Annotated in this window: 14 protein-coding genes, 2 tRNA genes and 2 pseudogenes; 11 read left to right on the top strand and 7 right to left on the bottom strand. The window is 34.9% G+C overall.

The window, feature by feature from the left end; genetic code table 11:
* Window positions 1-302 precede the first annotated feature (302 nt).
* The 3 genes from glmS to EA652_RS01810 form a co-directional block, all read right to left on the bottom strand.
* Entirely contained in the window at window positions 303-2,114 is a 1,812-nt protein-coding gene (gene glmS, locus EA652_RS01820; RefSeq protein WP_012673141.1) for a glutamine--fructose-6-phosphate transaminase (isomerizing), read from the bottom strand.
* An 80-nt stretch (window positions 2,115-2,194) separates the two neighbouring features.
* Complete coding sequence (gene yajC / locus EA652_RS01815; RefSeq protein ID WP_007549294.1) at window positions 2,195-2,566, bottom strand: preprotein translocase subunit YajC; 372 nt, start codon at window positions 2,564-2,566, stop codon at window positions 2,195-2,197.
* Between the two features lie 140 nt (window positions 2,567-2,706).
* A tRNA-Asp gene (locus EA652_RS01810) sits at window positions 2,707-2,780 on the bottom strand.
* 191 nt (window positions 2,781-2,971) lie between these two features.
* Between EA652_RS01810 and rpsB the strand changes: the two genes are divergently transcribed.
* Genes rpsB through EA652_RS01775 form a run of 7 tightly spaced genes read left to right on the top strand, consistent with a single transcriptional unit; the run spans window position 2,972 to window position 7,567 of the window.
* Window positions 2,972-3,820 carry a 30S ribosomal protein S2 gene (gene rpsB, locus EA652_RS01805; protein WP_012673140.1) on the top strand — a complete coding sequence of 283 codons (849 nt, stop codon included), beginning with the start codon at window positions 2,972-2,974 and terminating at the stop codon, window positions 3,818-3,820.
* Window positions 3,801-4,661, top strand: coding sequence for a translation elongation factor Ts (gene tsf / locus EA652_RS01800; RefSeq protein ID WP_007549205.1), 861 nt, complete (start codon window positions 3,801-3,803; stop codon window positions 4,659-4,661). The genes rpsB and tsf overlap by 20 nt, the downstream gene beginning before the upstream one ends.
* Before the next feature lie 10 nt (window positions 4,662-4,671).
* Window positions 4,672-5,415, top strand: coding sequence for a UMP kinase (pyrH, locus tag EA652_RS01795; protein ID WP_007549204.1), 744 nt, complete (start codon window positions 4,672-4,674; stop codon window positions 5,413-5,415).
* A 7-nt stretch (window positions 5,416-5,422) separates the two neighbouring features.
* A complete protein-coding gene (frr, locus tag EA652_RS01790) occupies window positions 5,423-5,980 on the top strand; it encodes a ribosome recycling factor (protein WP_007549203.1) in 558 nt (185 codons plus the stop codon).
* Window positions 5,981-5,985: 5 nt separating this feature from the next.
* Window positions 5,986-6,249, top strand: coding sequence for a hypothetical protein (locus tag EA652_RS07520; protein ID WP_039964055.1), 264 nt, complete (start codon window positions 5,986-5,988; stop codon window positions 6,247-6,249).
* A 6-nt stretch (window positions 6,250-6,255) separates the two neighbouring features.
* Entirely contained in the window at window positions 6,256-6,951 is a 696-nt protein-coding gene (gene uppS, locus EA652_RS01780; RefSeq protein WP_006280511.1) for a polyprenyl diphosphate synthase, read from the top strand.
* Window positions 6,941-7,567: a phosphatidate cytidylyltransferase gene (locus tag EA652_RS01775; RefSeq protein WP_006280510.1), complete on the top strand. Its 627-nt coding sequence runs from the start codon at window positions 6,941-6,943 to the stop codon at window positions 7,565-7,567. Before uppS ends, EA652_RS01775 begins: the two co-directional genes overlap by 11 nt.
* A gap of 16 nt (window positions 7,568-7,583) precedes the next feature.
* On the opposite strand, the gene EA652_RS01770 is transcribed toward EA652_RS01775, so the two are convergent.
* Both EA652_RS01770 and coaD read right to left on the bottom strand, forming a co-directional pair.
* Entirely contained in the window at window positions 7,584-7,775 is a 192-nt protein-coding gene (locus EA652_RS01770) for a zinc-finger domain-containing protein (RefSeq protein WP_006279326.1), read from the bottom strand.
* Between the two features lie 68 nt (window positions 7,776-7,843).
* Window positions 7,844-8,350: a pantetheine-phosphate adenylyltransferase gene (coaD, locus tag EA652_RS01765; protein WP_012673139.1), complete on the bottom strand. Its 507-nt coding sequence runs from the start codon at window positions 8,348-8,350 to the stop codon at window positions 7,844-7,846.
* A gap of 79 nt (window positions 8,351-8,429) precedes the next feature.
* On the opposite strand from coaD, the gene EA652_RS01760 reads away from it, so the two are divergent.
* From EA652_RS01760 to EA652_RS01750, 3 genes and pseudogenes are all read left to right on the top strand, one after another.
* Window positions 8,430-8,502, top strand: a tRNA-Phe gene (locus EA652_RS01760).
* Between the two features lie 77 nt (window positions 8,503-8,579).
* Window positions 8,580-9,584, top strand: coding sequence for a hypothetical protein (locus tag EA652_RS01755; RefSeq protein ID WP_039963913.1), 1,005 nt, complete (start codon window positions 8,580-8,582; stop codon window positions 9,582-9,584).
* A gap of 222 nt (window positions 9,585-9,806) precedes the next feature.
* Window positions 9,807-10,014: pseudogene (locus EA652_RS01750) on the top strand (IS4-like element ISWosp8 family transposase); the annotation flags it as partial.
* A gap of 24 nt (window positions 10,015-10,038) precedes the next feature.
* Here EA652_RS01750 and EA652_RS07610 read toward each other — a convergent pair.
* A pseudogene (locus EA652_RS07610) lies at window positions 10,039-11,124 on the bottom strand (IS3 family transposase).
* 223 nt (window positions 11,125-11,347) lie between these two features.
* Here EA652_RS07610 and EA652_RS01730 point away from each other — a divergent pair.
* Entirely contained in the window at window positions 11,348-11,845 is a 498-nt protein-coding gene (locus EA652_RS01730) for a hypothetical protein (RefSeq protein WP_039963914.1), read from the top strand.
* Here the strand turns inward: EA652_RS01730 and EA652_RS01725 are convergent.
* Window positions 11,774-13,069 (bottom strand): Na+/H+ antiporter NhaC family protein, encoded by a 1,296-nt coding sequence (locus EA652_RS01725; protein ID WP_006280467.1) that lies wholly within the window; start codon window positions 13,067-13,069, stop codon window positions 11,774-11,776. The two genes, EA652_RS01730 and EA652_RS01725, sit on opposite strands and share 72 nt — an antisense overlap.
* Window positions 13,070-13,762 lie beyond the last annotated feature (693 nt).

Below are 13,762 nucleotides of genomic sequence, written 5' to 3'. Positions count from 1 at the left end.
AAAGTGCTTAAAAATATTAATAATTATACACTATTATTAACAATTATTCAACCATATTTTTGAAGATAGCTATGCCGCCGCGAACCGTCATACCGCCGCGGTATCTCTAGATCCCGCTAACAAGCAGCGGGATGACGAATTACTTAACCGTCATACCACCGCGAACCGTCATACCGCCGCGGTATCTCGGCATAGATTCCGCTAATTAGTAGCGGAATGACGATTGTGTATCGTGTTTTGCTAAAAATCACAGAATGCAGTCTGGTTACCTTATTAGAAGTTTAGCTTTAACTTTAAATGGACTACTCAACCGTAACAGACTTGGCTAAATTTCTCGGACAATCCACGTCTAACCCTTTTTTTGCTGCAGTAAAGTAAGCAAGGAATTGCATAGCAACACTGTAGATGATTGGAGAGATAAAATTATCAGCGTCTGGAAGTTGCACCACATCTGCGCAAACTTCCCTTAGGAATGGCGCTCCTTGCTTATCACTGAAGGCAATTACTTTGCCTTTTCTTGCAATAATCTCTTGTATATTAGATAGCGTTTTAAAGAATAAACTATCATAAGGGATAATTGCTATAACAAGCACAGTAGAGTCTATTAAAGCAATAGAACCGTGCTTCATTTCTCCCGCTGCAATACCAATGGTATTGATGTATGAAAGCTCTTTTATCTTCAATGCACCTTCCATTGCAACTCCATATGAGCTTCCTCTGCCAATTAAAATAACGTTATTGTGTTCTAATATACTGCCTGATATATGTTGTATTTTCATCACATTTAAAACATGCTCAACATGCTTGGGAATAGAGTTGATAGCGTTGCTTAGCTGTTTTATTCTCTCTCCACCCAGTACACCTTTTATTTTTCCAAGCTCCACGACAAAGCATGCTAAAGTTGCAAGTTGTGCAGAGAAGGTTTTTGTTGAAGCAACACCAATTTCTGGCCCAGCAAGAGTATGTAACACAATATCTGAGATCTTTTCAATGCTGCTGCTAAATGTATTAGTTATACTAATGATTGTTTGCTTCTGTGATTTCGCATAACGCAGCGCTTCTATGGTATCTGCAGTTTCGCCAGATTGAGAGATGAATAACCCAATGCTGCCTTCTTCTAGCTTGACGTTGCTATACCTAAATTCTGACGAGATTTCTAGATATACTCGAACTTGAGCGACACTTTCCAGCCAATACTTCGCTATTAGCCCAGCAAAATAAGATGATCCGCATCCAACTATAGTAATGTGATTCAGTTCAGAGAATAATTTTTTGTTGACCTCTTTATATTGCTTGTAAAATTGGTTTATTGTTTTGTTTAATGCACAAGGTTGCTCAAAAATCTCTTTTAACATGAAGCTAGGGTAACCATTTTTGCTAATTAGAAAATCACTTGGACTACTATTTTCTATACTGCGTTTAACTTGTGTACCATTGTTGTATATACTAACTCCACTAGATTTTATCACTGCAATGTCATCATCTTCCAAATGCGATATTCTTTCCACAAATGCACTTAAAGCATTAGAGTCAGATGCAGCAAACACTGTGTTACAGTTATAGCCTATTGCTAAAGGCAAATTTCTCTTCGCAACAAATAAGGCGTCTGGATATTCTGCAAATAATAAGACCAAGGCAAATGAGCCATGTAAGTTGTTTAAACACTTAAATAGAGAATCAATTGGCGACAATCCTTCATCAAGATATAAGGTTAGCATGTTTGGTATGATCTCTGTGTCAGTGTCAGTATGGAATGGCATTCCCCTTTCTTCTAGACCCTTTTTTAGCAGATTGTAATTCTCAATTATGCCGTTATGAGCAACAACAACGTTATTTGTACGAATGGGGTGAGCATTTTTAAGGCCTGGAACTCCATGTGTAGCCCAGCGAGTATGTGCTATACCAACTGTACTGTGAGACATCTTGCTGTCATCAACAACTTCACATAACCTTTCGACTTTACCTTCTGATTTTTTGACTTCTATCTTACCTTCGTTGTTTATGATTGCTATACCTGAAGAGTCATATCCCCTATATTCCAATTTTTGCAACCCAGTTAGTAAAGTTGGTATTACTGAATCACCGCTACTTACTACACCAAATATTCCACACACAAATGGATCACCAAACAAACTTTTTTCTAAACATGTTAAGCATTTTTGCCTTTATTACTGGTTGATTTATATTCTTTTTATCATTCTTTCGATTTTACCTTTTTAATTGGTTTAGCTGCTACTTTTTGAGTTTCTTTGCTTAAAACCTCAGATATAGCGGACTTTAGAACTTTTATCTCAACTTTTGGTGCTATTTCTATTATAAATTGTGCATTTGCCTCATCAACTTTATTAACTTCACCTATTATTCCACCAGAAGTAATGACTGTATCACCACGTTTTATTTGATCTATCATCCTTCTATGTTCTTTTAGTTTTTTTTGTTGTGGGCGAATAATGAGAAAATAAAATACCACAAATATTAAAATCAATGGAGTAAAACTAGCAAAAGATGCGCCGATACTTGATGTATTGCTAGTTGCATCTGCTGCAAAAACTTCAGAAATGAGCATATTTAATCCTAATTGTTAATGATAAAAACAAACCTATTTAAGTATTAATTACAATACCATGCCATGTCAAGTTTGGTGAAGGCGTTTCTCAATACCGGCAATAATACTGCGAATTCTAAGTTATGCTAAAACTAATATGACGGGAGTGATGAGACTTGAACTCACGACCTCATGCGTGACAGGCATGCGCTCTAACCAACTGAGCTACACCCCCCTAATTTCTTTTTAGCATTTTCGGGCTTCAACTTTAAAGCTAATAAACATGTTGCCCTTTGTCAATATTTTTTGTTTGCGCTTTGCTGTCTTTTCTATTACTATGTAAATAATTTAATTTCACACATGGCTTGTACAAGTAGTCCCATTAGGGTTATGCCATGGAAGATAAACTATTTGGAGGAATGATATATGACAAATTTGCCTAAAGTCACTGTGCGTGATTTAGCTGAATCTGGTGTACATTTTGGTCACAAAATTAGTCGCTGGAACGCAAAAATTGCTCCATACATATATGGAGTGCATCAAGAAAATCGTATACATATAATTGATTTGCGAAAAACACTACCATTGCTACAGGTGGCCATGAAGGTTTTATATGACGTTGCATTTCAAGGTGGTCGCATTCTATTTGTTGGTACAAAGTTTCAAGCTTTTGATATTATTGCAAGTGAAGCGATTCGTTGTGGTCAATATTATGTGAATCATCGTTGGCTTGGTGGTATGCTTACTAATTGGGGCACTGTTTCTTCTTCGATAAAAACCTTGATGCAATATGAGAAAATATTAAATGACGAGGATAGCATTTTAACAAAGAAAGAATTGGGAAACATTGAAAAGAAAAAGCAAAAGCTTGATAAGGCGCTTGGCGGTATTAGAGAAATGGGAGCAATTCCTGATATCTTATTCATCATTGATACTAATAAAGAGCATATAGCGGTTAAGGAGGCTAAGAAGTTAGGAATTCCAATAGTTGCAATACTTGATACTAATTCTGATCCAGATGGTATTACTTATCTAATACCTGGAAATGATGACTCAAGAAAATCAATAGAGCTCTATTGTAAATTAGCTACCGACTCTATATTAGCTGGAATAGAGTCTAGTCTAGCAAAATCTGGAGTTAAGATTGATGATATAAGGGGTGATGAGTTTATTCAAGAAAAAGAAGATGGTATTGTGCAAACTAAAAGGAGACGTAGTAAAGTTTACAAAGAAGAAGAAAGGGAGGTAGTAACAAATGAAGATGAATCCAGATGATATAAGAGAATTACGTGATAGAACAGGGCTTGGCTTAAGTGACTGTAAAAAAGCATTAGAAGAATGTGATGGTGACATTAAGAAAGCCGTTGATAAGTTACGTACAATAGGTCTTGCTAAAGCTGACAAAAAATCTGATAGAGTAGCTTCAGATGGGCTCGTTGCTATGTGTTTGACTGAAAATTGTGGTGTATTGATTGAACTCAATTGCGAAACCGATTTTGTCGCAAGGAATGAGAAATTTATAGAGTTAGTTTTAAATTTAGCATCAATTGCTCATCAAGAACGCTGTACTAGCGTTGATGAGTTAAAAAATGCCAAGTATGAAAGCATTGGCACAGTGCAGGAAGCTATTATGAATGGTACGTCAGTTCTTGGTGAGAAGCTAGAGTTAAGCAAGCTTTGTTACTTAGAAGCTAAGGATGGAGTTATTGCTGGCTACGTACATGGTGATGTGTGTGGCTTAGGTAAGATTGGTGCTTTAATTGCATTGCAATCACCCGGTGATAAGGCAAAGTTACAGGAAATTGGAAAACAAATAGCGATGCACATAGTTGCTATGAAGCCTGAAGCTTTGTCTATAGATGATTTAGATCAAATGAAGTTGAAAAATGAACGTTCTATAATTGAAGAACAAGTAAGGAGCTTAAATAAACCTGAAGAAGTAGCAAAAAAAATAGTAGATGGACGAATGGCTAAGTACTATGAAGAAGTTGTTTTACTGGAACAAAAGTTCATAAAAGATGATAAAATGAAGGTTTCTGATTTTATAAAATCAAGCGAGGTGAGTGCTGTTAAACTCTCTAATTACAAGTTACTTGTTTTGGGTGGTGCAAACTAAATGGTAAAAAATGTTTCCCTCAATAAATGAAAAAAGCGAAATAAAATATTCCAGAGTGTTATTTAAAATTTCTGGTGAAGCTTTAATGGGGTCACAGTCTTTTGGCTATGATATGGGAATAATAAGCCAATTGTGCAAAGATATAGCTGATATTAACAGGCTTGGAGTTCAGGTATGTATTGTTGTTGGTGGTGGTAATATCTTTCGTGGCACATCTGCGTCTTTAAGTGGCTGTGAAAGAGCAAGTAGTGATTATATTGGAATGCTTGCAACTATAATCAATGCTTTAATTTTACAAAACTTTTTAGAAAAAAATTTAATAGCTTCTAGGGTATTATCTGCAATACCCATGGCCACTGTATGTGAACCTTACATAAGAAGGAAAGCTATTCGTCATTTAGAAAAAGGTAGAGTGGTAATTTTTGCAGCAGGCACAGGCAACCCATTTTTTACTACAGATACAGCTGCAGCCTTACGTGCTGTTGAAATGAATTGTGATGTTATTCTAAAGGGTACGCAAGTAAATGGTGTATACTCCGCTGATCCGAAAAAAAATGAGGATGCTGTAATGTATGATAGGCTTTCTTACACGGATTTATTGACTCGTGATTTAAAAGTTATGGATGCATCAGCAATTTCACTTGCTCGTGAGAATTCTATTCCAATTATAGTTTTTTCTTTGAAGGGAGAAAAAATAGTCAATATTATTAAGGGTCAAGGTACTTATACTATAGTTTCAGATTGTAAACATTAGGTAATTTATGTTAAATGAAATAAAAGCTAAAACAAAAGAAAGAATGCTAAAAACTATTCAGTCCTTTCATGATGATATTAAAGGCGTACGCACTGGTAGAGCTAGCGCATCGTTGCTTGATGGTATAGTTGTAAATATCTATGGTGGACATCAAAAGTTAAATCAGGTTGCAGGTGTTTCGGTTATAGATAACAAAACTCTATCAATTAAAATTTGGGATATTAATGTTGTCGGTGAAGTGAAAAATGCTATATTAAATGCCAACTTGAATTTAAATCCTGTTGTTGAGGGCAATACCATACGTATAGCTCTTCCGGACTTAACACAAGAAACCCGTGAAAAATTAGTGAAATTATTGCATCAGTTTGCTGAAAATGCACGGATTGCCATTAGAAATATACGTAGAGATATTATGGAAGAAACAGAAAAAATGAAGGAAAATAAAGAAATCTCAGAAGATGATTTTCATGGTGCTAAAAAGGAAATACAAAATATTACTGATAATAATATAAAAAAAATTGATGGTGAATTGTCCATCAAAGAAAAGGATATACTGAATCACTAAATGATATGGAGAAAGCTTACATAGCAAATGATGTCATTCCAGTGCTTGACACTGGAATCCAGTCTTTACTATACAACTATCTGATGCACTTGTTTGAAATCAAATTTCCTGGATCCCAGTGTCGGAGCACTGGGATGACACCAATTTTGCATTCAAGTATCAACTATTGGTGTCACTACAGTAACTCTCTTCCTGTCATGCAAGTAGCTGACACCTTCCAGGTGTCCATTGAAATCCAAAAAATTTCACTCAAGTCAAAATTAGGTTAAATTTAAATGTTGAATCAAGAATCTTTACCGAAACATTTAGCAATTATTATGGATGGTAATGGTAGATGGGCAAACAATCAAGGAAGAGTAAAAATTGATGGTTATAAAAAGGGCAGTGAAGTTGCATACGATATTGCCAAGTATTGTACGGACTTAACCATACCCTACTTAACTTTGTATGCATTCTCTATGGAGAATTGGCTTAGACCTAAAAACGAAACTGACTGTCTATTTGATTTATTTTACTCCGTTTTAACTAATGAAGATAAAGTCAATTTCATTTGCAACTGTAACATTAAGTTGAATTTTATTGGCAATTTAAGTCTGTTACCCAGTAAAATATTGGATCAAATTAAAAAAGCAGAAGAAATGACACATAAGAACGATGGTTTATTACTCACTGTGGCAGTCAGTTACGGAGCAAAGCAAGAAATTACACAAGCTATAAGCAATATTATAAAAGAAAATATTGCTTATGTATCAGAAGAGGAATTTGAAAAATTTCTGTATACTAAAGATTTGCCAAAATTGGATTTATTAATTCGCACTGGCGGCGAAAAAAGGTTAAGCAACTTTTTATTATGGCAAGCAGCTTATGCTGAATTGTATTTTTGTGATACTTTGTGGCCTGATTTTTCTTGTCAAGATTTGAGCAAAGCATTAGAAGATTATACAAAAAGAGAGAAGAAATATGGTAGATAATAATTTTATAGTTAGAATGTTGTCCTCAATAGTAATATTATTCATATTTTCTTTTGCTACATATTTCAGTGATTTATCGTTTTACCTATTGATTTTTTCGATAGCAGTTTTATCTTCTTTTGAATGGTATAATCTAACCCAAGGAAACAAAATTTTATACGTTTTTGCATTATTATTGATTGCACTACCAAGCGCCTCATTAATATATTTATATAACCTACCACAGGGAAAATACGCATTAGTATGGTTCGTCTTAACCATTTGGGGAATTGACATTACTGCCTACCTATTTGGTAAGAATTTTGGTGGGGCTAAAATTTGCCCAATTCTTAGCCCTGGAAAAACTTGGACAGGACTTCTTGGTGCGATTTTAGCTGGAGTAGTGTGCACAATTTTTGGATCAATATTTTTTGGTCTATTTTCAATTTTTTATTCTCCAATCATTGGCCTTGCAATTGCTATTCTAGCGCAACTTGGCGATTTTACTGAGTCGCTTGTTAAAAGAGCTTACGGTGTTAAAGATAGTGGAAATATGATACCTGGCCATGGGGGAGTGCTCGACCGTATGGACAGTTTCATTTTTACTGCCCCTCTTATTGCTATTTACATAAGCTAAGTCTGCAGAAGTGCCATTAGAGCTCATCCCTAGTCAGCTCCCCAACCGCTTCTACAGTACAGTCATGGACAAACGTCTTTTCACAATAAGGGCAGGCTATTTCCTCTTCTTCTCCCATATCTAAATATATTAATGGATGGCCAGAACCCTCATCATTCTCATCACCATGACAACAAACTTTTCTATTATTAACCCTCACTTTTGACATGCTGCTCCTTTAGCTTATAACATTTTATATATTGAATATACCCATTCAGAAATAAAAAACAACAAGCACTATTCTCCATTTTTTATCCTATTCAGGTTAATCAATTCGTTTTGAACGCCTTTTGATACAAATTTGCTAACATCTTCTCCTAATCTTGCTATTTCCTTTACAAAACCTGATGAGATAAATTGAGTATCTTCAGAAGCAGGAAGAAATATGGTTTCGATTTCAGGAAGAAGTTTATAATTTACCCAGCTCATTTGAAACTCGTAATCAAAATCCGACACTGCTCTTAATCCTCTAATAATAACAGAAGCATTCTGCTCTTTGGCAAACTTCACTAGCAACCCATTAAAAGATATAACATCTGCATCAATTCCTAGTCCTTTGATTTCATTTTCAGCCATGCTTGTGCGTAGCTTTGTGTCAAAGGCAGTATGCTTATTAACGTTTTCTGCAACTCCTATTATTAATTTATCGACTAGTTTACACGCTCTTTTGATTATGTCAAGATGCCCAAAAGTTATAGGGTCAAATGTGCCAGGGTAGATTCCTATTTTGTCATTAATGTTCATCCTTTATTTTTATAAACTACTTTAAAAACTTTTGATAGACATAATAACATTTTTTATCTAAAAATAAAAGTATACAGTTGGCCTGATAGCTCAGTTGGTAGAGCAAAGGACTGAAAATCCTTGTGTCGCTGGTTCGATTCCTGCTCAGGCCACCTTCTCTTTCTTGGCAAACTTGCCTTTTTGTTATAAAATACTCTATATCGTAATATAAATATTAGGGAGGCAAGTCATAGTATATAAATATTATAATAAACTATTTAATATCTTATTAATTATAGTTCTATTATTAAGCAATATTACTTATGCTGACGTTAGCGAAAAACCGGCATCTCAACATGTAACCAGAAAAGAAGAACCAGCGTCAACTGTCTTGACGGCAGAAAATACAGTAAATAATGACGTAGTTGTTGGTTTGTTGAAAACGGAAGAAGCACATGAACTTGGGCTATCTCAAAATATCTATGAGATGTTTAATAACTTTGTGGTTAAGACTGTACTGATTGATTATAATAAGATAATTAGCCTTAAAAAAATTCAGACAGAGTCACTTAATCTCGCAAAACAAGATAAAACATTGGCAAAAAAGCTAACATTAGACCGAATAAAAGTTGAAGTTGCACAATTCATTAAAGAGCACAAAATAAATAGGATATTTATTCCGGATAATTTACATTCAGCACCCACTCCTTATCGCCAGCTTGTTACTGAAGCAATTGTAAAAATAGTTGATGATAACCCTGCAATTCATTTGCTTGGCATATGTGAAGGCATAATGAATGCAAAGGGAATTGAAGTAGTGAGTGTTGTGAGTGATGAAGAGAAGCAAAGATCTCATTTAAAATCAGCACCTAATCCACAGAAAGAGGATGTACCTCTCCAGCAGATAAAGATCGTTCCAAATAGTCGTTTAGCAGAAGTAATAGCCAAATTCCTAATACCTAATGAAAATGGCTGGTTTTCAACATATTTTCCAGATGCTCATTCAGGAGCAGTAAGTAATACACCAGAAAATAGAAGAAAATTGGAGTCACTTGGATATAAAGTTGCAGCATTTTCCAGTGAGGGGGTAATAGAGGCTATTGAAGATAAGCACGGTAATATTTACTTTCAATGTTATCCAGAAGCCCTTGTTGTAAAATCATATAAAAACCTCTATTTATCAAATTACAAGGAACGTCAAGTGTCTACACTAGTTGCTATAGCGATTATAAATGATTTTCTCTATCGTGCTTAATGCCTATAGCTTTAGGCTTACACGACGATTTGATAAACGATAGATTTGTCATGTATCCGTTCAGGCAATGGCGTCAACTTAAGGAAAAATATCAGCGATAGTGTATAAAATTTCTCTCCAAATTTTTTATCATTAAATTATCCAAAGAGTGCAAGGGACAGCACTTTTGTTTCTATTTTATTGCAACAAAAAAGTTTAAAATGTGTCTTTTTTAGGTGAGGCATGCAAAAAGGAAAAGATCTTATCTTACAAATTAAAAATGCAATATACTCGAAAACTTTTCAGAAAATCCATTGTGTTGAGTTTTACACGAACAAGAAAACTTCCTTTTTCGACAGTATTTTCTATGATTTTAAAGTTAGTTAAAAAAAGTTTGGGAATAGAATGTGAACTTATGGAGCCATTGACATGTGACCTTACCCAGAAAAAGTGGAGAGAAAGTTTGGAATGTTTTTCACAAAGAGAATGATGAATCAAAATGCTCAGGAATGCAATAGTTAATAGTGACGTTGTTTGTTATAAAAAATTTCTATATATTCAAATATAGCAGTTTTGATATGCTGTTTAGAGTGCCGAGAGGTGTCTATTGGTAACTCCCTTTTTAGAGAACTGAAGAAGCTTTCCACAACAGAATTGTCGTAACAACAACCTTTATAACTCATCTATGTTTTTTATGGATAAGAGATATTGATAACCTTGCGAAGTATATTGTGAACCTTGATCACTATGTAATAGTAGATTTTTGGCAGGTTTACGCTTGTTAACGTCCATTAATAAAGAGTCCATAACCAATTGTTTATTTATTGAACTGCTCATTAACTACCATGCGTGAATATAGATCGATTATTGTTGCCAAATATAGCCATCCTTCTTTGGTTTTTATATAAGTAATCCCATACTTTATTTGGTTGATCGACAATAAAGTTTTGGTCTAATATATTGGGAGCTACTGTCCGTTTGTTGTTTCTTAATTTTAAATTTTCTTCTCAATATAGCCTGAATACCATTTTTCTGCATAATACTTTGCACTGTTTTTAAGTTGCAACTTTTACCCAAAGCCTTTAATTCAGCATGAATTTTAGGAGCTCCATATCTACATTTAGAAGCTTGATATATTTTTTGAATATCTGCTAATAACTCTTTATTTGCTGATTCTCTACTGCTTATTTTCCTTGTAGTCCACTTATAGTAGCCACTAGCAGAAAACCCTACATAATTCCTGCACTTTATAGTGTTTACTATGCTCTTTTATGAAAAAATATTTTACTCTTTTTGACTGGCCAGGGCTTTTTTTAAAATGTCTCTTTCCCTTGTTACTCTTGCTTTGTAAATCAAATCTCTCTTTGTCATAAGGTGCTACATCTGGAAATGCATTTGCCGCTGACTTTTTTTCGTTATATTTCTTCATCCATTTTCCTAATACACTATCCCTTATTCCTAGATCTCTTGCTACTTTTGCAACTGGTTGACCTACCTTTCTTTGTTCATTTGCCAGCTTAACAGCTTCCAATTTGAATTCTGCCGTATATTCTCTTACCATTTCTAATCCTCCAAAATTTTATTTTACCCGAAAAAACTCCTTTCTTTCTCTCCACTTTTTCTGGGTAAGGTCAGTATGGGAAAAGGTGAAAGATGTACTAAAAAACCCAGAGATGATAAAAAAGGAATACCAACGTAGAGTATTAGAAAATAAAAATGATGAATCATCAGAGAAAAAGTTTGCAAGAAGAGAAAATTAAATAAAAGAAGGTATCGAAAAATTAATGGAAGATTATTATAGTCAAGAAAATGCAGGAGAGAAAGGATATATAAGCGAGGAAGAATTTAAACAGACAATGAGAAAAATGAAAGAACGCTTACAAGGGATAGAAGAAGAGAAAAAAAAGGTAGTTGATCAGAAGGCAGTAGAAAAAGGAATAAGTCTTATTATAAATAGCATAAAGAATTTTTATTCTAGTGTAAAATCGAACCTGGAACAGCTAGATTGGCAAACTAAGCGCGGCATTATTAAAGCATTAATAGGACAAATTAACATTGGTTGTGATCAGGTAGAAGTAGGATTTCAGATCGAAGAACCAGCACAGGATGGGGGAATTCTTAATTTGTATCATTGTACTACACATCATAATAAGGGGGTTGGCGAAGGGTGTCAAGTAATTCCGTTCCTTATGGGTAAAAAAAGAGAAACTCTAAGTTGCAGCCGCACAATGTTTCTCTTTTCTGCTGTTGATGATTATTTCGCCTATTGTAACTGCCGCTAGAATAAAGCAATAATATACCTGTGTTAATAAAGAAATAGGTGATACAGAGGCGATGCTACCTGCTAGCAATAGTTGGGAACCATAAGGTAAGATACCTTTTGTAGCACAAGCAAAAACATCTAATAAGTATGCGCTGCGATGTGGCGCAATACTGTGTTTTTGTGCAAGCCTTTTTGCAATGCCACCACTTAGTAAAATAGCAATGGTATTATTGGCAACTAAGGTAGTAAACATAGACGCAATTCCTGCTATCACAAATTCAGCTTTAGTTTTTGTGATATTGCTTTCATCGATGAGTTTATGCAACGCTTTTTGACCTTGCTTGTACATTATATGGCTCAATCCACCGATAAATAGAGCAAATATCACTATTTCGTTTACTTTTTTGAAACCGTCATACACGTCATGAGGAAATTGAATGATAGCATAGTCAAAAAAAGTTATTCCTAGCACACCAGCAATAATTATGTTTATAGTTATTGTTACTAAAGTGGCGACTTCAAGCAGCCCCATGATTATTAAAGAAATGTAAGGAATAATTTTTATTATAGAATAATAATCTAAATTTGATATAGAAATAATTTTTGTACTATTTGAGGCAACTGCTAGGTAGATGAGTGTTATAATGCTGGCAATAAGTGCAACTTTAGAGTTCATTTTAAGTTTATCTTTTGCTGAAGCTTCCTGTGAAGAAACAGATGCAATGGTGGTATCAGATATCATCGAAAGGTTATCGCCAAACACGGCACCACCTACTACAGTTGCAGTTCCTATTTCGAGACCAAAAGCTCCACTTTTTGCCAGATTAACAGCTATAGGTACCATCAGCGCAACAACTCCCATAGATGTGCCAATTGCAGTTGAAATAAAAGCAGAAGCCAAAAATACTCCAGGCAGCAGTAATCTTGCTGGAAGGAAATTAAGAATTAAATTAGCAACAGTGTCTGCGCTACCGATTGATTGAGTCACCGCAGAAAATGCTCCAGAAAATAAAAAAATTAAACACATAGTAAGGGTGTTTTTGTCACCCATGCCCTTGATAACAGTATCGATGTTATGCTGAATTTTATTTGTACCACGTGAGACAGCAAAAAATAGTGCTGGTAATAAGCAGATTACTGGTGAAACCTGATGAAGTGGATTATCAGTTCCGATAAAAGAAAAATAAGCACCACTTCCAAGATACAAGATTAAAAAAATAATCAAGGGGACAAAAGCTGTCATTTTACTGTACCTAAACTTATAACTATAACTAATTAAGTGGTTTTAAGCAAGTTTGGTTTTCACTAGTTCTACAGGAAGTCAATAGCAGAGTTTTAAACTTCATATTTAATCTACTAAATAAATAGCACATGTAGCTTATTGCTTGACAATAGGATCTAATTGTTGTCTAGATTCCAGCATCACGCGCACAACTGTACGAACATTTGTTTGCGAAGAAATGTTATAGCTGGTTTTGCTTCAAACACAAAGATATCATCCGAGTAGCTGAATACTTGGATCCAGAAAATTTTGCTGCGAATAAGCAAATTTGTTTGGTGAGCATAGAAAGTGGAATGTGTAAGCGCAGCCTCAACAGGGTGTCATCCAAGTAGCTGACTACTTGGATCCAGCTGAGTTGGTGAGTATAAAAGTATAGCTAACGCGAGCTCTACGTCATACCGCCGCAGAATAATTAACGTCATACCGCGATTCATTCGCAGTATCCCTTCGCGGTATCCCTTAGCCGCTAACAAGCAGCGGGATGACGGTTGTCGTTTAGCCATAAACATTAAGGAATTTACCAAATGAAAAAAAAGGCAAAAGAAGCCCCGTGGTTGGCTAATTACTTACATTATACTTTCAAGTATGGCGTTTTTTTATTCTAAACGCTTAATAACCGCGATTTAGCTGCTTTTTAATGCAACTAACCTTTAG

Origin of the sequence: Wolbachia endosymbiont of Drosophila ananassae (genome assembly GCF_008033215.1) — a bacterium.
In the GTDB taxonomy this organism is placed as follows: Bacteria; Pseudomonadota; Alphaproteobacteria; order Rickettsiales; family Anaplasmataceae; genus Wolbachia; species Wolbachia pipientis.
The sequence above is the reverse complement of the archived record's forward strand: the minus strand, read 5'-3'. Positions and strand labels throughout refer to the sequence as shown.

Bases quoted from the DNA above. Each gene is read 5' to 3' on its own strand.
- yajC (WP_007549294.1), bottom strand. From the start codon at position 2,566: ATGCTCATTTCTGAAGTTTTTGCAGCAGATGCAACTAGCAATACATCA.
- rpsB (WP_012673140.1), top strand. From the start codon at position 2,972: ATGACAAATTTGCCTAAAGTCACTGTGCGTGATTTAGCTGAATCTGGT.
- tsf (WP_007549205.1), top strand. From the start codon at position 3,801: ATGAAGATGAATCCAGATGATATAAGAGAATTACGTGATAGAACAGGG.
- pyrH (WP_007549204.1), top strand. From the start codon at position 4,672: ATGTTTCCCTCAATAAATGAAAAAAGCGAAATAAAATATTCCAGAGTG.
- frr (WP_007549203.1), top strand. From the start codon at position 5,423: ATGTTAAATGAAATAAAAGCTAAAACAAAAGAAAGAATGCTAAAAACT.
- EA652_RS07520 (WP_039964055.1), top strand. From the start codon at position 5,986: ATGGAGAAAGCTTACATAGCAAATGATGTCATTCCAGTGCTTGACACT.
- uppS (WP_006280511.1), top strand. From the start codon at position 6,256: ATGTTGAATCAAGAATCTTTACCGAAACATTTAGCAATTATTATGGAT.
- EA652_RS01775 (WP_006280510.1), top strand. From the start codon at position 6,941: ATGGTAGATAATAATTTTATAGTTAGAATGTTGTCCTCAATAGTAATA.
- EA652_RS01770 (WP_006279326.1), bottom strand. From the start codon at position 7,775: ATGTCAAAAGTGAGGGTTAATAATAGAAAAGTTTGTTGTCATGGTGAT.
- coaD (WP_012673139.1), bottom strand. From the start codon at position 8,350: ATGAACATTAATGACAAAATAGGAATCTACCCTGGCACATTTGACCCT.
- EA652_RS01730 (WP_039963914.1), top strand. From the start codon at position 11,348: ATGGAAGATTATTATAGTCAAGAAAATGCAGGAGAGAAAGGATATATA.
- EA652_RS01725 (WP_006280467.1), bottom strand. From the start codon at position 13,069: ATGACAGCTTTTGTCCCCTTGATTATTTTTTTAATCTTGTATCTTGGA.